Source organism: Plantibacter sp. MPB07 (assembly GCF_046619465.1).
Taxonomy (GTDB): domain Bacteria; phylum Actinomycetota; class Actinomycetes; order Actinomycetales; family Microbacteriaceae; genus Plantibacter; species Plantibacter auratus.
In genome coordinates this window covers 3,025,952-3,044,221 of sequence record NZ_CP177043.1, presented here as the reverse complement: position 1 = coordinate 3,044,221, position 18,270 = coordinate 3,025,952, and the positions used below count along the sequence as shown (strand labels likewise).

Genomic DNA, 18,270 nt, shown 5'->3' with positions numbered 1-18,270 from the left:
CCCGGTGACGACCAGCGGCGCCGGCGCAGCGCTCTCCCACGTGGGTAAAGTGCGCTCAAACAACCAGGATTCCGGCTACTCCGGGCACCACCTGTTCGTCGTCGCCGACGGCATGGGCGGCCACGCCGGCGGTGACGTCGCCTCGGCGATGGCACTCAACCGCATCATCGAAGCCGACGAACCGTACCCGTCCTCCGAAGCCGCTGAGGCGACGCTCCAGTCGGCGATCCTCGCGGCGAACTCCATCCTGGGCGACACGGTCTCGAAGCACCGCGAGCTGACCGGCATGGGCACCACGGTCTCCGCGCTCGCGGTCATCGGCAACGAGGTCGCCATCGCCCACATCGGCGACTCCCGGATCTACCTCTTCCGTGAGGGCGAGCTCAGCCAGATCACGGTCGACCACACGTTCGTCCAGCGTCTCGTGGACTCCGGCCGGATCACGGCGGAGGAGGCGATGGTCCATCCCCGCCGATCCGTGCTGATGCGCGTCCTCGGCGACGTCGACGCCTCCCCCGAGATCGACACGATGACGCTTGGGACGCAGCCGGGTGACCGCTGGATCCTCTGCTCGGACGGTCTCTCGGGCGTGGTCGACGAGACGCACATCACGGCGACCCTCACCGAGAAGCTGTCGGCGCAGCGCACTGCCGAGAAGCTCGTCCGGCAGAGCCTGGACCGCGGTGCACCGGACAACGTCACCGTCGTGGTCGTCGACATCGTCGACGAGCCGGTGAGTGACGGCGAGCCCGTCGTCGTCGGTTCGGCCTCGAAGCCCGTGGCCTTCGCACTCACCCCGTCGGTGAAGAAGCCCTCACTCATCCCCAACAGCTGGCTGCACCCCGGTCGGGTCACCTCGCTCGGCAACTCCCACTTCGAGCCCGCCTCCGAGGACTACCTCGACGAGCTCATCGAAGAGGACGAGCGTCGCGCGAGACGTCGGCGCATCACCTGGCTCGTCGGTCTCATCGTGGTCATCGTCGCGATCGTCGGTGGTGTCGTGCTCGGGTACGCGTGGACCCAGACCCGGTACTTCGTCGGCGGCGACGACGACACGGTGGTCATCTACCAGGGCATCCAGCAGGACGTCGGCCCCATCAAACTCTCGAACGTCAAGGAGGACACCGGCATCCCGCTCGGCTCGCTCTCCGACTTCGACCGCCAGGCCGTCGACCAGACCATCAGCGCGTCCTCGTTCACCGAGGCCCTCGACATCGTGAAGCGATTGCGGGTGACCGATGACCAGTGACGTCGCAGCCCCCATCCAAGCCGACACCGGCGTCATCAAGACGATGCGCCGGCTCCGGCTGCCGAAGAAGCTCCGCAACCTCGAGCTCGCGCTCCTCATCTTCGCGTTCGCCATCAACGCGGTCGCGGTCATGCTCGTGCAGCTCGGGGCCCTCGGACACCTCGACTTCGCCCTGATCACCTTCGGCTCGGGCCTGTCACTGCTGGTCCTCGCCTTCCACATCGTGCTGCGCTACACCGCGGCGGAGGCCGACCCCTTCCTGCTGCCGATAGCCACCGTGCTCGGCGGCGTCGGGATCGCCGAGATCTACCGGATCGACATCGCGCTCGGCGACTCCGGTTGGGCGAGCGCCGCGGTCCGACAGATGGTGTGGAGTGCGATCGCGATCGCCGGCGCCATCGCCGTGGTGCTGATCATCCGCAACCACCGCGTCCTCTTCAAGTACACCTACATCGCCGGCCTCTTCGCCTTCGTCCTCCTCCTGCTGCCCCTGCTGCCGGGCATCGGTCGCGAGGTCAACGGCGCCCGTGTCTGGATCGGCATCGGCGACGCGGTCACCTTCCAGCCCGGCGAGATCGCGAAGATCGCTCTGGCGGTCTTCTTCGCCGGTTATCTCGTGCGAACGCGCGACAGCCTCTCGATGGTCGGCAAGAAGTTCCTCGGGATCCAGTTCCCCCGTCTGCGCGATCTCGGCCCGATCCTCGTGGTCTGGGCGATGGCGATGGGCGTGATCGTCTTCCAGCGCGACCTCGGAACCGGTCTGCTCTACTTCGGCATGTTCCTCGTCATGCTGTACGTCGCGACGAGCCGCGCCAGCTGGATCATCATCGGCCTGACGATGTTCTTCGCCGGTGCGTTCATCGCCGGCCAGACCCTCTCCTACGTCGCCGGTCGTTTCCACAACTGGTGGGACGCCTTCAACCCGGAGGTCTTCGACCGCGACGGCGGCAGCTACCAGCTCGTGCAGGGCATCTTCGGCCTCGCCCACGGCGGACTGCTCGGCACCGGGCTCGGCCAGGGCATGCCCGAGATCACGCCCGTCCCGCAGAGCGACTACATCATCGCCAGCCTCGGTGAGGAGCTCGGTCTGGCCGGCCTCTTCGCGATCTTCGCGCTCTACCTGCTGCTCGTCTCGCGGGGCTTCCGAGTCGGCTACGCCGGCACCGACGACTTCGGCAAGCTCCTCTCGATCGGCCTGGCGTTCACCGTCGCGCTGCAGGTCTTCGTCGTCGTCGGCGGCGTGACCCGCATCATCCCGCTCACGGGGCTCACCACACCCTTCCTGGCGGCCGGCGGGTCGTCGCTCGTCGCGAACTGGATCATCATCGCCGTCCTGCTCCGCATCTCCGACACGGTCCGAACCCAACCCAAGGCGGTGGTCTCATGAATCGCGAACTCAAGCGGGTGAGCATCGTCGTCCTGGCGATGTTCCTGGCGCTCTTCGGGTCGACCACCATCATCCAGATGTTCCAGGCCGACACCCTCAACGCCGACGGTCGCAACACACGGACGCTCTACGACAGCTACCGGACGGAGCGAGGTCCCATCCTGCTCACGGACGGGACCGCCATCGCCTCGTCCGTCGCCAGTGACGACGAATACAAGTACCAGCGCGTCTACGCGAACGGCCCGTTGTACGCGCCCGTCACCGGCTACTTCTCGCCCACCCAGGGCTCGTCCGGTCTCGAACTCGCGACGAACGAGTACCTGAGCGGTACGTCGAACTCCCAGTTCCTCGACTCCATCAACCGGCTCATCTCCGGCCAGGCTCCGAAGGGTGCGGCGGTCGAGGTCACCCTGGACCCCGTCGTGCAGCAGGCCGCCTTCGACGCACTCGGCGACCAGGAGGGCGCGATCGTCGCCATCGAGCCGAAGACGGGCAAGATCCTCGCCTCGGTGTCGAGCCCTGGCTACGACCCGAACGTCCTGGCCAGCCACGACAACGCGGCCGTGCTCGACGCCTACCGGACCCTCGACGACGACGACCGCCAGCCGCTCCTGAACAAGGGCGTCGACGGCGACCTCGATCCGCCCGGCTCCACGTTCAAGCTCGTCACCGCGGCCGCCGCGTTCGCGTCGGGCGACTACACGCCGGAGTCGGAGTTCCCGAACCCGTCCACATACACGCTCCCCGGGACGAGCACCGTCATCCGCAACTCCGAGGGCGGAAGCTGCGGCGGAGGCGCGACGGTGTCCATCGCGACAGCCGTCGAGCTCAGCTGCAACATCCCGCTCGCGGAACTCGGTGTCGAACTCGGCTACGAGAAGATCCGCGACATGGCGCAGAGCTTCGGCTTCAACATGGACGTCAACATCACCGGAACGGGACTCAACCCCATGCCGATGCAGCCGAGCACCTTCCCGAACGCGCTGAGCGACGACCAGACCGCCATGGCCGCCTTCGGGCAGTACACCGTGCGGGCCTCGGCACTCCAGATGGCCATGGTCTCGGCCGGCATCGCGAACGGTGGCATCGTCTGCAACCCGCAGCTGGTGAACCGCGTCGTGAACCCCGATCTGAGTGTCCTCAAGGAGTTCGAACCGGCGCAGCTGTCGCAGCCCATCTCGAGTTCGGTGGCCAAGGAGATCACGGACATCATGGTCCAGGGCGTCCAGAGCGGTGCTGCGACTAATGCAAGAATAGATGGGGTCGATGTGGCTGGAAAGACAGGCACGGCACAGAACGGATCCGACGATCCGTACACGCTGTGGTTCACCGGTTTCGCACCCGCGGACGACCCGAAGGTCGCCGTGGCGGTCGTTGTTGAAGATGGCGGTGGACTCGGACAGGACGGTTACGGCAACCTCGTGGCCGCGCCGATCGCGAAGAAAGTACTAGAGGCGGTGCTGAACAAATGAGACCGACAGCCGGGCTGACCTTCGGAGGTCGCTACGAACTGCAATCTCGCATTGCGATCGGTGGCATGGGCGAGGTGTGGCAGGCCACTGACCTGGTCATCGGCCGGACCATCGCCATCAAGATCCTCAAGGACGAGTACATGGGGGACCCCGGGTTCCTCGAGCGGTTCCGTGCCGAGGCGCGGCACGCCGCACTCGTGAACCACGAGGGCATCGCCAACGTCTTCGACTACGGCGAGGAGGACGGCAGCGCGTTCCTCGTCATGGAACTCGTGCCCGGTGAGGCCTTGTCCACCGTGCTCGAGCGCGAACGTGTCCTGCCCACCGACAAGGTGCTCGACATCGTCGCGCAGACCTCGTCCGCGCTCCAGGCCGCGCACGCCGCAGGCCTCGTCCACCGCGACATCAAGCCGGGCAACCTGCTCATCACGCCGGACGGTCGCGTCAAGATCACCGACTTCGGCATCGCCCGGATCGCCGACCAGGTGCCGCTCACGGCCACCGGTCAGGTCATGGGCACCGTGCAGTACCTCTCGCCCGAGCAGGCGAGCGGACACCCCGCCTCGCCGTCGACGGACATCTATTCGCTCGGCATCGTCGCGTACGAGTGCCTCGCCGGACGCCGTCCGTTCACGGGCGAGTCGCAGGTCGCCATCGCCATGGCGCAGATCAACGAGCAGCCACCGGAGCTCCCCGTCACGATCGCCGAGCCGGTCCGCCGGTTCGTCATGTCGATGATCGCGAAGAACCCGGTCGACCGTCCGGCATCGTCCGCCCACGTCGCGCGCGCCGCTCAGGCGCTCCGTCGGGGCGACCTCAACGCCGCGGCCGCAGCCGTGCCGATGATCCTCGGTGGAGCCGGCGACGCCGCGACCACCGTGATGGACCAGACCCGCCGGATGCCCGCAGCCGACGACGCGACCACGCAGTTGCTGTCCGCCGCCGAGGCGGACCAGCTCGAGGACGACGTCGAGGGCGAGGGCGAGAAGAAGAAGCGCAGCAAGTGGACCTGGCCGCTCATCGGTCTCGTCGCCCTGCTCGTCATCGTGCTGGTCGGCTCGTTGATCGCGGTCTTCGCCAACCAGGGCAACGATGCCGGGGGCGGTACGCCGTCCGAGACCACCACTTCAGCCACTCCGAAGCCGACGAAGTCCCCGACGCCGACGCCGACGCCGACGCCCACGGTGTTCCCGATCAACCTGAGCGACCTCCAGGGCCGGTCCTTCGACGAGCTCAACACGATCTTCAGTGCTGCACCGTACAACTTCAGCGTCTCCAAGAACGTCGGCAACCCCGCCACGACACCGGAGCAGGTCGACACGGTGTACGACGTCAACCCGACGGGCAACGTCAAGACCGGTTCGGCCATCACGCTGACCGTCTACGACGAGATCGCGGTCATCAACCCGCCGACCGAGGCACCGAAGCTCGACAAGTCGGTGCTGGAGGACGGCTCGCTCGTCATCCCGAAGGACGCGACCTCGACCTCGATCAAGGTCGACTGGCTCGCCGTGCAGAACGCCTGCCCGACCGGGGCCGACTTCCTCGGCTACACCGTCGCCGTCTCGGGCGGGTACTTCCAGAACAACTCCTCGGGCCAGTTCGACGCGAACACCACGACGGGCACCATCACGGTCGACGCCGTGGGCACGCTCTCGGTGTCGTACTCGATCCGCTGCAGCACGGGTACCTCCTCCGGATCGCCTTCCTCGGAGTCGGTCAACGTCATCAAGGAGCAGTAGGCGGATGCCGCGACGAGTGCTCTCAGGGTCATCCCTGAGAGCACTCGAAGGGTGCCCGAGTAAGCTGTTAGTGTTTGTCCTCCAAGCGAATTCAGGGGTGGTACGTGGCTGACGATCAACGCCTGCTCGCAGGCCGATACGTCGTCGGCGACCTCATCGGTCGCGGGGGCATGTCCAACGTCTTCCGCGGCGTTGACACCAAGCTCGGTCGCACCGTCGCCATCAAGGTCCTGAAGTCGACGCTCGCCACCGACCCCGCGTTCCGCTCCCGCTTCCGTCAGGAGGCCCAGGCCGCGTCACGGATGGCCCACCCCACGATCGTCCGTGTCTACGACGCCGGCGAGGAGCGGGTCAAGGACGGCTCGGGGCACGACCTCATCGAGCCGTTCATCGTCATGGAGTACGTCGAAGGGCGCATGCTCAAGGACCTCATCGCCGAGGGCCCTGTCGATTCCGAGGAGGCGGTGCGCATCGCGCACAGCATCCTCACCGCGCTGGAGTACTCCCACCGCGCCGGCGTCGTGCACCGCGACATCAAGCCGGGCAACGTCATGATCACCACGGCCGGCGATGTCAAGGTCACCGACTTCGGCATCGCACGCGCCGTCTCCGATTCGTCCACGACGGTCGCCCAGACGACAGCCATCCTCGGTACGGCCGCGTACTTCTCGCCCGAGCAGGCCAAGGGCGAGACGGTCGACGCCCGGACCGACCTCTACTCCACCGGCGTCGTCCTCTTCGAGATGCTGACGGGTAAAGCGCCCTTCCGCGGCGACACCGCCGTCGCCGTCGCGTACCAGCACGTGAGCGAGCGCCCGGTGAAGCCGAGCTCGATCAACCCGAAGGTGTCGCCGGCGCTCGACCAGGTCGTCCTCCGTGCCCTCGCGAAGGATCGCTTCGAGCGCTATCAGAGCGCCGTCGAGTTCCGTGAGGATCTCGACGAAGCCGGGGCCGGCCATGTGCCGGTCCGACGCGACGACCACGACTCACTGTTCGGCCCATCACCGACGGCTGCGTCCAGCACCGAGCAGGCGATCCGTCAGCTCACCTCGGACGACACCGTCACGCGTACCCAGCGCCGCCCGCCGGTCGTGTGGATCTGGGCTGCCATCGCCGGTATCGCCGTCATCCTCTTCTCCCTCGTGTTCTGGGTGGTGCAGCTGCCGCCCGCGACGAGCATCTCCACGGACTCGCGAGAGGTGCCGGATCTCGTCGACGCCACGTGGGAGAGTGCGAACAGCACGATCGAGCAGCTCGAACTGGTCCCCACCAAGTTCGATGAAGCGAGCAGCGACTACGACGCCGGGCACGTTATCCGTACGGACCCACCAGGCGGCACCACCGTCACCAAGAACACGCAGATCAAGGTCTACGTGTCGACCGGCCGTGCGCAGGTCCAGGTCCCCGACGTCGTCAACCAATCCTCCGAGGCCGCGTGGGCTGCGGTCGCCGCCGCCGGCCTCACGCAAGGCTCCGTGACCCGGGAGAACTCGCCGACCGTGCCGGCGGGTGTCGTGCTGCGGATGGATCCCGGAGCGGGTACCTCCGTCGACCAGGGGTCCACGGTGAACCTCGTCGTCTCCAGCGGAAACGTGACGCTGACCGACGTCGTCGGGCAGCCGCTTCTCGACGCGACGAACTACCTGCAGGACGCGACGAGGCAGTTCACCGTTCAGCCGCAGGCCGACGCGACGTGTAAGGCGGTCGCCGGCGACCCGGTCACGGCCATGTCTCCCGCACCAGGCGACATCCCCCAGAAGTCCGTCATCACGCTCACCTACTGCACCGGTCCGTAGGCTGCGCTGCTTCCTGGGCCTGTCGAAGGACGGTCCCTGCGCAGGCTCTCCGGTCCCTGCGCAGGCTCTCCGGTCCCTGAACAGGCTCTCCGGTCCCTGAGCCTGTCGAAGGGCCTACCGTGTCATGAGCGGGCTGAGCCCTCGTGCCCGCTGATGCGCTCCGGTGAGCCCGGTCGTCTCGAGCCAGTTCGCCAGGAGCTGGTAGCCGCCCTCGGAGAGCACGGACTCCGGATGGAACTGCACGCCGTGGATCGGGGCGTCACGGTGGCGGAGCCCCATGATGACGCCGCTGGTCGTCCGGCTCGTCACGACGAGCTCCTCGGGCACGCTGCCGTCGACGACCGCGAGCGAGTGATACCGGGTGGCGTTGAACTGCTGCGGGATTCCGCGGTAGAGGGCACTGCCGTCGTGTTCCACGAGCGAACTCTGTCCGTGCATCAGCTCGTCGGCGGTGTGCACGGTCGCTCCGAACGCCTCGGCGATCGCCTGGTGGCCGAGGCACACTCCGAGGAGTGGCGTCCCGGTTCGGTACGCCGCGCGCACGGTGGCCAGCGAGATCCCGGCGTCAGCGGGCCGACCGGGTCCGGGTGAGACGAGTACGCCGTCGAACCCGAGGATCCGCTGCTCGAGGTCGTCGAGCGCGATGCCGTCGTTCTGCACGACGACGGTCTCTGCACCCAGTTGTTCGACGTACCCGTTCAGCGTGTAGACGAAGCTGTCGTAGTTGTCGATGACCAGGACGCGGGTCATTCGTTTCCGACGGTCACATTCTGATCGACGATGAACGAGTCCACGTAGGGGAACACCCAGGTGAAGAGTGCGGCAACGACCGCGACGAACAGGACGACGAGGATCAAGATCCTCAGCCACACGGGTCCGGGCAGGACCCTCCAGAGTGCGCCGTACATCGTCAGCCTCCAGCGGCCGCGACGGACGCGGCGATCTCGGCGGGCGGCCCGGCGGACAGCGGCTGCCAGGACTCGTACACCGCGTAAGCGATACTGCGTTCCGCCGTCGAATAGAGCGGGTTGCAGGTGGTCAGGGTGAGGATGCGCTGCGTCGGTGCGACACCGTCGACCTGGGGGACGGGGTTGAGGACGTCCACCTGGGTGGGCAACACGTAGGTGATGTTCCGGAACACGTAGGTGTAGTAGCCGTCGGCCGTCTGGACGTAGACCTTGTCGCCGATCTGCAGGTCGCTGATCAGGGTCATCGCACCGCCGTAGGCCTTGCGGTGACCGGCGACGACGAAGTTGCCGACCTCTCCGGGCATCTGGGTGCTCGGGTAATGACCGACCCCGAGGTCGAAGCTGTTGAGGACGGTCGCGGTGTCGACACCCTCGGCGACGACGCGGCGGTAGTCGGCGCCGTACCGCGGAACGTAGAGCACCGCGAACGGGTCGCCCGGCGCGGGACGGGCGGTGACGGGCGGCTCACCGTAGTTCGGCGCGCCGGTCGCATCCACCGTCGGTTCGGGTGCGGGAGCGGTCTCGGCGTTCTTGATCCACTCCTGCGACTGGCTCGACGCGGCGTTCGCCTGGCTGCCGGCCATGATCATGTCGTTCCACCAGAGCTGCCAGGCGAGGAACAGCAGGACGACCATGCCTGCGGTGATGAGCAGCTCGCCGGCCACCCCGAAGACGCTGATGCGGTGCTTCGACGGCGCTCTGCGCTCAGCGGCGCGTGCGCTCGCTCGCGAAGGTAGGTCGTCGGTCACGCATGGATTCTACCGAGAAGAACTCGGGATCGGCTGATCCCCAAGGCACCGATTGGGGTGAACAGGTAGAATGTCGGCATGGCACGCACGAAGTCACGAAGCAAACCGTCCCGCGAACCCGAGCAGACGAGCGGCGAACCCGCACCGAACGCGGTCTGGTTCAAGCCGGTCATGTTCGGCTTCATGCTCCTCGGCCTCGCCTGGATCGTCGTCTACTACCTGAGCGGCACGCTGCTCCCGATCCAGTCACTCGGGCCGTGGAACATCCTCGTCGGCTTCGGCATCGCCTTCATCGGGTTCCTCATGACCACCAGATGGCGCTAGCCTCACTCACTTCACGTCGTGCACAGCGGGTCGTCCTCTCGGACGGCCCGCTGTTTCGTGTATCGGGCATCCGTTGCAGCGAGTTCTCCACAGGAATGTGGAGAACTTCCGAGTTATCCACATGTCGGTGTGGAGAACCGCCGGGAGTCCCGGAAACACGGGGAACCACACTGGTGTAATTATCCCCAGTGTTCATAACTCTGTGGATAACTCGGTCAACCTTCAACGTCTGCTGCATGGTTGCGGCGCACGACCGACCGCGCCAAGTGATCGACGCGGGTCACCGGGTAGTACCCGGTCACTGAGCCGAACCCGGCCACCGAGCCGAACCCGGCCACCGAGCCGAACTCGGTCACTGAGCCACACTCGGTCACTGAGCCACACCAGGTCACCGAGCCATACCCCGGTCACTGAGCCTGTCGAAGTGCGATCCCGCTCAGAGCAGGGCGGGCAGGAGGCTGGCGCCCACGAGGACGACGCTCACGGCGCCAATCAGGACTGCCTGAAGCGGCTGCTGGGTGCGCTTGCGGGTGTTGACGAGGATGAGGCCGATGAGGGCGCCGCCGACGAGCCCGCCCAGGTGGGCCTGCCAGGCGATGTTCACGCCGGGGATGAAGCCGATGACGAGGTTGATGCCCAGGAGCACCAGCAGCCCGCGGGTGTCGGCACCCATGCGTCGCTGGATGACGAGGAACGCCCCGAGGAGACCGAAGATCGCGCCCGAGGCGCCGACGACGGCCGTCCTCGGGTCGGCGAGGAACAGGACACCGACCGAACCGGCGAACCCGGCGACCAGGTAGAGCGCGAGGAACCGCCAGTGCCCGAGCATGGTCTCGAGGATCCGGCCGAAGATCCAGAGCGTGTACATGTTCAGCAGGATGTGGAAGATGAACCCCTGCGAGTGCACGAACACGGCGGTCAGCATCCGCCAGGGCTGGAGGGCGCCGTACGACGGATCGGAGTACACGCCGGCGTAGAGGAGCGCGTTCGTGACGCCGAGCCCGGGGATCCACTGCAGCAGGAACACGAACGCCGTCACGGCGATGATCGCGTACGTGACGATGGGGGAGGAGTTGCTGATCCTCGCGCCGAGACGGTTGCGAGGGGCGCTCTGTCGTTGCGCCTTCATATCCTCCGGACAGATGAAACCGACTGCCCCGGGCGTCTGGCATTCTCCACAGATCGTCCGACCGCAACGCTGGCAGAGCACGAAGCTCTGTCGGTCGGGGTGGCGATAGCAGAAGTTGGCCGACGGATCCCGGGGCAGGGTCACGGTCTGTCCTCCGAGCGGTGTCTAGGCCTCGGAGATGGTGACGCTCTCGAGGACGACGGGCTCGATCGGCTTGTCGCCGGCACCGGTCGGGACGGCCTGGATGGCGTCGACGACCGCGCGGGACTCGGCGTCGGCGACCTCACCGAAGATGGTGTGCTTGCCCTGGAGCCACTGCGTGGGAACGGTCGTGATGAAGAACTGCGAACCGTTCGTGCCCTCGACGGCGCCCGTGATGGCGTTGCGGCGCTTGCCGGCGTTCGCCATGGCGAGGATGTAGGGCTCGTCGAAGTTGAGCTCCGGGTGGATCTCGTCGTCGAAGTTGTAGCCCGGGCCACCGGTGCCGGTTCCGAGCGGGTCGCCGCCCTGGATCATGAACGCGGGGATGATGCGGTGGAAGATGAGGTCGCTGTACAGCGCGTCGTTCCGGGTCTGGCCCGTCTTCGAATCCGTCCACTCGCGCCCACCGGTTGCCAGGTCGGTGAAGTTCTTGACCGTCTTGGGAGCGTGGTCCCCGAAGAGGTTGACCTTGATCTCACCGTGGTTGGTGTGCAACGTGGCGACTGCGGTGTGCTTTGACATACTCCCAATTCTTGCACAAGGGTTCGGGACTCTCGGATGGTATCCAGGGGTCTAAGTGGCAAGATGGAGGTTACGTTGTTGCCGCGATCATTGGAGATGACCACATGAGCCTGTCACGCAAGCGCCGGAAAGAGCTCAAGAAGCTCAAGGGTTCCGCTGCCGACCTCTGGGACTCCCAGCAGGATGTCCTGAACCACGCCAACGAAGTCGCTCGTGAGGTGAGCCGTCAGCTCGGGAACTTCTCGAAGGAGCAGGTGGTCCCCGTCGTGCGCGACACCTACGAGCACCGCGTCGTCCCGACGGTCGACCGGGGGATCAAGGTCTCCCGCAACGCCGTCGACGGCGTGCGCAAGGGCATCTCGGATGGCGTCGTCCCCGCTGTCGGTGGCGTCGTCGGTACGGTGCTGAGCATCGGCGACATCGCCAAGGACACCCGCGTGCAGGCGGCTCTCCGTCGCCTCCACGTGCCCGAGCAGGTGCTGCCCGCCAAGAAGGGCGCGAGCGCCGGTACCGTCATCGCGATCGGCCTCGGCGTCCTCGCCGCTGCCGGTGTCGCCTACGCCGTCTGGCAGACGTTCCGCGCAGACGACGAGCTGTGGGTCTCCGACGAGGAGCCTGCCGCTTCCTGATCTCGCTTCGCACGACGCAGCCCCTCGCCGGTTCCGACCGGGGAGGGGCTTCGTGTTGTGAGAGCTGTGCTCAGATGAGGCCGGCGAAGCGTCGTCCGACGTCGACGAGGCTGACGCGGTCGAGTGAGCCGACCTCCTCGAGCGGGTACCACGCGGCGTAGTCGGTGCTGCCGTCGGCCTCGTAGGTCAGCGTGCCACCGGTGAGGTGCGCCCGGTAGACGATGCGCAACGTGTGGAGCGGCCCGGTGGCCGTCGTATTGAGGCGACGCTCCGCCGGAACGACCTGCGAGTCGACGCCGATCAAGTCGTCGAGCTCGGCGTGGTAGCCGGTCTCCTCGAACACCTCGCGGACGGCCGCGTCGGCCGGGTCCTCACCGGGGTCGATCCCGCCGCCGGGGAGCGTCCATCCGCTGTGTCCGCTCTCGTTCCAGTGGGAGAGGAGCATGCCCCGTTCGTCGACGATGACGGCATATGCAGCGACGCGGATATCCATGCCGTCAGCCTAACCGCCGGGCCCCGCGACAACGGAGAACGCCCCCGGCGTCTGCCGAGGGCGTTTCTGGACTGTGGAGCCTGGGAGAATCGAACTCCCGACATCCTGCTTGCAAAGCAGGCGCTCTACCAACTGAGCTAAGGCCCCGGATGGAACAGATCCGGAGATCCGATCCAATCGGTGTGTTGCTGGTCGTGCAGGGTGGGGCTACCAGGACTTGAACCTGGGACCTCTTCGTTATCAGCGAAGCGCTCTAACCGCCTGAGCTATAGCCCCGTTTTGAACCTTGTTGAGACTACCCGATTCCCGCCGCAACTCATAATCGAGCCGCGCCGCACGGGGCGGCGCCGACCCGACGGAGCGTCAGTTGTTGGTGAACCCGACGAGGAGGCCACCCGTGATCTTCACGCTGAGGTTGTAGAGCCCCGCGAGGAGCGCTCCCATCAGCGTGATGACGATGAGGTTGAGCAGCGCCACGATGCCGGCGAAGGCCATGACCTGCGGCAGGTTGACGTACTGCAGGATGTTGTTCCCCGGTCCGGCGATGTCGGTGAACAGGCCACCGACCTTCGTGAAGACACCGGTGGTGTTGAGCACCGTGTAGACGAGGAAGAAGAACACCACGATGACCACGGCGACCGCGATCGCCGCCAGGAACGACAGCTTCACCGCCGACCAGAAGTCGATGTACACCAGCTTCAGGCGCACCTGCTTGGTGCTGGTGCGTTTGGTCGACTTCTTGGCCAACTTCTCTGCGACGCTACTGCTCATCTACTTCTTCCTTCATCGCCGGAGTCTCGTCCGGCACGGATGCCTCGGGTTCTGCACCCTCCGGGGCGGCTGCGTCTGCAACCGTCTCCGGAACATCCTGGGTCTCAAGGTTTCGGTCACTGTTCTTGGCCAGCGCGATGATTCGGTCGCTCTCCGCGAAACGTGCGAAGACGACGCCCATCGTGTCGCGCCCCTTCGCTGGAACTTCGGCCACGGCAGACCTTACCACCTTGCCACTGGCAAGAACCACAAGGACCTCGTCGCTCTCGTCGACGATCAGGGCGCCCGCGAGGGTGCCTCGATCGTCGTTCAGCTTGGCCACCTTGATGCCCAGACCACCGCGGTTCTGGCCGCGGTACTGGTCGATGTTGGTGCGCTTCGCGTAGCCGCCCTCCGTCACGACGAAGACGAACGCCTCGCGTTCCTCACCCTCGACGGACGGCAGCACCGACGCCGAGAGCAGCTTGTCGTCGTCGCGGAAGTGCATGCCGATGACGCCGCTCGTCGCGCGTCCCATCGGTCGCAGGGTCTCGTCGCTCGCCGTGAAGCGGATCGACATGCCCTTGCGGGACACCAGCAGGACGTCACTGTCGTTCTCCACGAGCAGCGCGGAGGTGAGCTCGTCGCCCTCGCGCAGGTTGATCGCGATGATGCCGCCCGAGCGGTTCGTGTCGTACTCCGAGAGCGCCGTCTTCTTGACGAGGCCGTCGTGCGTCGCGAGGACCAGGTACGTCGCGGCCTCGTAGTCGCGGATGTCGAGGATCTCGGCGATCTCCTCGTCGGGCTGCATAGCGAGCAGGTTGGCCACGTGCTGGCCCTTGGCGTCGCGGCCGGCCTCCTGCAGCTCGTAGGCCTTCGCGCGGTACACGCGGCCCTTGGTCGTGAAGAAGAGGAGCCAGTGATGCGTCGTCGTGACGAAGAAGTGGTCGACCACGTCGTCCGCGCGCAGCTGGGCGCCCTTGACACCCTTGCCACCGCGGTGCTGCTGACGGTAGTTGTCGCTGCGCGTGCGCTTGATGTACCCGCCGCGCGTGACCGTGATGACCATCTCCTCTTCGGGGATCAGGTCTTCCATGTTCATGTCGCCGTCGAAGCCGAACATGATCTCGGTGCGGCGGTCGTCGCCGTACTTGTCGACGATCGCGGTCAGCTCCTCGCTGACGATCTCGCGCTGGCGGACCGGCTTCGCGAGGATGTCCTTGAGGTCGGCGATCTGCGCTTCGATCTCGGCTGCCTCGTCGATGATCTTCTGACGCTCGAGGGCGGCGAGACGACGCAGCTGCATGTCGAGGATCGCGCTGGCCTGGAGCTCGTCGATCTCGAGGAGGTCCATGAGGCCCGTGCGCGCCTCGTCGGCGGACGGCGAGCGGCGGATGAGCGCGATGACCTCGTCCAGTGCGTCGAGCGCCTTCAGGTAGCCGCGGAGGATGTGTGCGCGCTCCTCTTTCTTGCGGAGTCGGAACACGGTGCGGCGGACGATGACCTCGACCTGGTGCGTCACCCAGTTGGTGATGAACCCGTCGAGCGGCAGCGTCCGCGGGATGCCGTCGACGATCGCGAGCATGTTCGCGCCGAAGTTGTCCTGCAGCTGCGTGTGCTTGTAGAGGTTGTTGAGGACGACCTTCGCGACCGCATCGCGCTTCAGCACGATGACGAGCCGCTGGCCGGTGCGACCGGAGGTCTCGTCGCGGATGTCGGCGACGCCGCCGAGACGACCCTCCTTGACGAGGTCGGCGATCTTCAGCGCGAGGTTGTCGGGGTTCACCTGGTACGGGAGCTCGGTGACGACGAGGCAGGTCCGGCCCTGGATCTCCTCGACGTTCACGACGGCCCGCATCGTGATGGAACCGCGACCCGTGCGGTAGGCGTCCTGGATGCCCTTGATACCGAGGATCTGCGCGCCGGTCGGGAAGTCCGGCCCCTTGATGCGCTGCATGAGTGCCTCGAGGAGCTCGTCCCGGCTGGCCTCGGGGTTCGCCAGGTGCCAGAGGGCACCGTCGGCGACCTCGCGGAGGTTGTGTGGCGGGATGTTCGTGGCCATGCCGACCGCGATGCCGACGGACCCGTTGACGAGCAGGTTCGGGAAGCGCGCGGGCAGGACGACCGGCTCCTGGGACTCGCCGTCGTAGTTGGGCTGGAAGTCGACGGTCTCCTCGTCGATGTCGCGCACCATCTCCATGGCGAGCGGGGCCATCTTCGTCTCGGTGTACCGAGGGGCGGCCGCGCCGTCGTTGCCCGGTGAGCCGAAGTTGCCCTGGCCGAGCGCCAACGGGTACCGCAGGCTCCACGGCTGCACGAGGCGGACGAGCGCGTCGTAGATGGCCGTGTCGCCGTGGGGGTGGAACTGACCCATGACGTCGCCGACGACGCGCGCGCACTTGGAGAACGAGCGGTCGGGGCGGTAGCCGCCGTCGTACATCGCGTAGATCACGCGGCGGTGGACGGGCTTCAGGCCGTCGCGGACGTCGGGCAGGGCGCGGCCGACGATGACGCTCATCGCGTAGTCGAGGTAGCTGCGCTGCATCTCGAGCTGCAGGTCGACCTGGTCGATCCGTCCGTGCACGCCGTGGTCCTCGTCCGGGACCGTGATCTCGTCGTTGGTTTCGTCTGCCATGTTCTCTTACTTCTCCTGGTCCCTGAGCTTGTCGAAGGGCCTGTTTGATGCGAGGTGGATCACTTCGACAAGCTCAGTGACCGATGGATGAGGGTGGTTCGTGCCACTCAGATGTCGAGGAAGCGGACGTCTTTCGCGTTCTTCTGGATGAAGGTCCGGCGGGACTCCACGTCCTCGCCCATGAGCGTGGAGAAGATCTCATCGGCAGCCGCGGCGTCGTCGAGGGTGACCTGGAGGAGCGTCCGCGTCTGCGGGTCCATCGTGGTCTCCCACAGCTCCTTGTAGTTCATCTCGCCGAGACCCTTGTAGCGCTGGATCCCGTTCTCCTTCGGGATGCGCTTGCCCGAGGCGACACCGTCGGTGAGGAGGGCGTCGCGTTCGCGGTCGCTGTACACGTACTGGTGGTCGGCGTTCGACCACTTCAGGCGGTAGAGCGGCGGCTGCGCGAGGTACACGTAGCCGAGGTCGACGAGCGGGCGCATGTAGCGGAACAGGAGCGTCAGCAGCAGCGTCGTGATGTGCTGGCCGTCGACGTCGGCATCGGCCATGAGCACGATCTTGTGGTACCGCACCTTGTCGGGGTTGAAGTCCTCACCGATGCCGGCACCGAAGGCCGTGATCATGGCCTGGACCTCGTTGTTCGCGAGCGCGCGGTCGAGGCGTGCCTTCTCGACGTTGAGGATCTTGCCACGGAGCGGGAGGATCGCCTGGGTCTCCGGGTTGCGACCCTGCACGGCGGAGCCGCCTGCGGAGTCACCCTCGACGATGAAGATCTCGGACAGCGACGGGTCCTTCGACTGGCAGTCCTTGAGCTTGCCGGGCATGCCGCCACCCTCGAGGAGACCCTTGCGACGGGCCGTCTCGCGGGCCTTGCGGGCGGCGAGACGAGCGGTCGCGGCCTGCAGCGCCTTCCGGATGATCTCCTTGGCCTGGTTGGGGTTGCGGTCGAACCAGTCGTTGAGCTGCTCGCTGACGACCTTCTGCACGAACGCCTTCGCCTCGGTGTTGCCGAGCTTGGTCTTCGTCTGGCCCTCGAACTGCGGCTCGGAGAGCTTGACGGAGATGACGGCCGTGAGGCCCTCGCGGACGTCGTCGCCGGAGAGGTTGTCGTCCTTCTCCTTGAGGATGCCCTTCTCGCGTGCGTACCGGTTCACGAGCGTGGTGAGCGCCGCACGGAACCCTTCTTCGTGGGTACCGCCCTCGTGCGTGTTGATCGTGTTCGCGTAGGTGTGGACGCTCTCGTTGTACGCCGTCGTCCACTGCATCGCGACCTCGAGCGCGATCTTGCGCTCGGTGTTCTCCGACTCGAAGGAGATGATCTCGTCGTGGACGAGCTCGGCACGCTTGGCCTTGTTCAGGTACTCGACGTAGTCCTCGAGACCGCGCTCGTAGAAGAAGACGTCCTTGCGCTGCGAGTGGGCCGCCGAATTGTCGTCGACGTCCTCGGCCTCGATGGCGTCGCGCAACGGCCGCTCGTCGGCGAGCTCGATGCGGAGGCCCTTGTTGAGGAACGCCATCTGCTGGAAGCGGGTCCGGAGCGTCTCGTAGTCGAACTCCGTCGTCTCGAACGTCTCGGCGCTCGGCCAGAAGGTGATCGTGGTGCCCGTCTCGGACGACGGCTCGTCCTCGTGGAGCGGGGCGTCGGGGACACCGTGCTGGAAGCTCTGGCGCCAGACCGAACCCTGACGACGGACCTCGACCGAGAGGCGCGTGGACAGTGCGTTGACGACGGACGAACCGACGCCGTGGAGCCCACCGGACACCGCGTACCCGCCGCCACCGAACTTGCCGCCGGCGTGCAGGATGGTCAGGACGACCTCGACGGTCGACTTCTTCTCGACCGGGTGGATGTCGACCGGGATGCCTCGACCGTTGTCGATGACGCGGACGCCGCCGTCCTCCAGGATGGTCACGAGGATCGTGTCGCAGTAGCCGGCGAGGGCCTCGTCCACGGAGTTGTCGACGATCTCGTAGACCAGGTGGTGCAGACCACGTGGACCGGTGGACCCGATGTACATACCGGGCCGCTTCCGGACGGCTTCGAGACCTTCGAGAACCTGGATGGCACTTGCGCCGTAATCAGAGTCTTGGGCGTGCGTGTTGGGTTCTGATGTCATAGGAAAAGAGGGCTCCAAACCGTCGAGATTCGACCGTTCCATCCTACCAAACAGACCCCGTGAAGCCGCGAGAAAACGCCCGTTTGAGGCACTTTTCCATGCCCGGA

Annotated in this window: 16 protein-coding genes and 2 tRNA genes; 7 read left to right on the top strand and 11 right to left on the bottom strand. The window is 66.3% G+C overall.

Features of this window, described 5'->3' with window-relative positions:
- Window positions 1-4 precede the first annotated feature (4 nt).
- The 5 genes from ACLIME_RS14085 (at window position 5) to pknB (ending at window position 7,646) form a co-directional block, all read left to right on the top strand.
- Window positions 5-1,249, top strand: a complete 1,245-nt coding sequence (locus tag ACLIME_RS14085; RefSeq protein ID WP_079704334.1) for a Stp1/IreP family PP2C-type Ser/Thr phosphatase — start codon at window positions 5-7, stop codon at window positions 1,247-1,249.
- A complete protein-coding gene (locus tag ACLIME_RS14080; RefSeq protein WP_079704333.1) occupies window positions 1,239-2,636 on the top strand; it encodes an FtsW/RodA/SpoVE family cell cycle protein in 1,398 nt (465 codons plus the stop codon). Before ACLIME_RS14085 ends, ACLIME_RS14080 begins: the two co-directional genes overlap by 11 nt.
- A complete protein-coding gene (locus ACLIME_RS14075) occupies window positions 2,633-4,108 on the top strand; it encodes a peptidoglycan D,D-transpeptidase FtsI family protein (protein WP_079704332.1) in 1,476 nt (491 codons plus the stop codon). Before ACLIME_RS14080 ends, ACLIME_RS14075 begins: the two co-directional genes overlap by 4 nt.
- A complete protein-coding gene (locus ACLIME_RS14070) occupies window positions 4,105-5,850 on the top strand; it encodes a protein kinase domain-containing protein (protein WP_411557289.1) in 1,746 nt (581 codons plus the stop codon). The genes ACLIME_RS14075 and ACLIME_RS14070 overlap by 4 nt, the downstream gene beginning before the upstream one ends.
- Window positions 5,851-6,020: 170 nt before the next feature.
- Complete coding sequence (pknB, locus tag ACLIME_RS14065) at window positions 6,021-7,646, top strand: Stk1 family PASTA domain-containing Ser/Thr kinase (protein ID WP_236555554.1); 1,626 nt, start codon at window positions 6,021-6,023, stop codon at window positions 7,644-7,646.
- A 114-nt stretch (window positions 7,647-7,760) separates the two neighbouring features.
- Here the strand turns inward: pknB and ACLIME_RS14060 are convergent, their stop codons facing one another.
- Both ACLIME_RS14060 and ACLIME_RS14055 read right to left on the bottom strand, forming a co-directional pair.
- A complete protein-coding gene (locus ACLIME_RS14060; RefSeq protein WP_411557288.1) occupies window positions 7,761-8,396 on the bottom strand; it encodes an anthranilate synthase component II in 636 nt (211 codons plus the stop codon).
- A 160-nt stretch (window positions 8,397-8,556) separates the two neighbouring features.
- Window positions 8,557-9,363 (bottom strand): class E sortase, encoded by an 807-nt coding sequence (locus tag ACLIME_RS14055; RefSeq protein WP_139382341.1) that lies wholly within the window; start codon window positions 9,361-9,363, stop codon window positions 8,557-8,559.
- Between the two features lie 78 nt (window positions 9,364-9,441).
- Here ACLIME_RS14055 and ACLIME_RS14050 point away from each other — a divergent pair, with 78 nt between their 5' ends.
- Complete coding sequence (locus ACLIME_RS14050) at window positions 9,442-9,687, top strand: cell division protein CrgA (RefSeq protein ID WP_064294026.1); 246 nt, start codon at window positions 9,442-9,444, stop codon at window positions 9,685-9,687.
- 215 nt (window positions 9,688-9,902) lie between these two features.
- Here ACLIME_RS14050 and ACLIME_RS14045 read toward each other — a convergent pair whose 3' ends face one another.
- The 3 genes from ACLIME_RS14045 to ACLIME_RS14035 form a co-directional block, all read right to left on the bottom strand.
- On the bottom strand, window positions 9,903-10,043 hold the full coding sequence (locus ACLIME_RS14045) for a hypothetical protein (RefSeq protein ID WP_411557287.1): 141 nt from the start codon (window positions 10,041-10,043) through the stop codon (window positions 9,903-9,905).
- Between the two features lie 80 nt (window positions 10,044-10,123).
- Window positions 10,124-10,816, bottom strand: coding sequence for a rhomboid family intramembrane serine protease (locus tag ACLIME_RS14040; protein WP_236555314.1), 693 nt, complete (start codon window positions 10,814-10,816; stop codon window positions 10,124-10,126).
- A gap of 165 nt (window positions 10,817-10,981) precedes the next feature.
- Complete coding sequence (locus ACLIME_RS14035) at window positions 10,982-11,539, bottom strand: peptidylprolyl isomerase (protein ID WP_064294028.1); 558 nt, start codon at window positions 11,537-11,539, stop codon at window positions 10,982-10,984.
- 104 nt (window positions 11,540-11,643) lie between these two features.
- Between ACLIME_RS14035 and ACLIME_RS14030 the strand changes: the two genes are divergently transcribed.
- Complete coding sequence (locus ACLIME_RS14030) at window positions 11,644-12,168, top strand: hypothetical protein (protein ID WP_079704327.1); 525 nt, start codon at window positions 11,644-11,646, stop codon at window positions 12,166-12,168.
- 70 nt (window positions 12,169-12,238) lie between these two features.
- Here ACLIME_RS14030 and ACLIME_RS14025 read toward each other — a convergent pair whose 3' ends face one another.
- From ACLIME_RS14025 to gyrB, 6 genes are all read right to left on the bottom strand, one after another.
- On the bottom strand, window positions 12,239-12,661 hold the full coding sequence (locus tag ACLIME_RS14025) for an NUDIX hydrolase (protein WP_159876518.1): 423 nt from the start codon (window positions 12,659-12,661) through the stop codon (window positions 12,239-12,241).
- Window positions 12,662-12,735: 74 nt separating this feature from the next.
- Window positions 12,736-12,808, bottom strand: a tRNA-Ala gene (locus ACLIME_RS14020).
- Window positions 12,809-12,863: 55 nt separating this feature from the next.
- A tRNA-Ile gene (locus ACLIME_RS14015) sits at window positions 12,864-12,937 on the bottom strand.
- A gap of 87 nt (window positions 12,938-13,024) precedes the next feature.
- Complete coding sequence (locus ACLIME_RS14010) at window positions 13,025-13,432, bottom strand: DUF3566 domain-containing protein (RefSeq protein WP_056010202.1); 408 nt, start codon at window positions 13,430-13,432, stop codon at window positions 13,025-13,027.
- Entirely contained in the window at window positions 13,422-16,046 is a 2,625-nt protein-coding gene (gene gyrA / locus ACLIME_RS14005; protein ID WP_124767837.1) for a DNA gyrase subunit A, read from the bottom strand. The genes ACLIME_RS14010 and gyrA overlap by 11 nt, the downstream gene beginning before the upstream one ends.
- A 107-nt stretch (window positions 16,047-16,153) precedes the next feature.
- A complete protein-coding gene (gene gyrB / locus ACLIME_RS14000; protein WP_079704323.1) occupies window positions 16,154-18,163 on the bottom strand; it encodes a DNA topoisomerase (ATP-hydrolyzing) subunit B in 2,010 nt (669 codons plus the stop codon).
- Window positions 18,164-18,270: the final 107 nt, after the last annotated feature.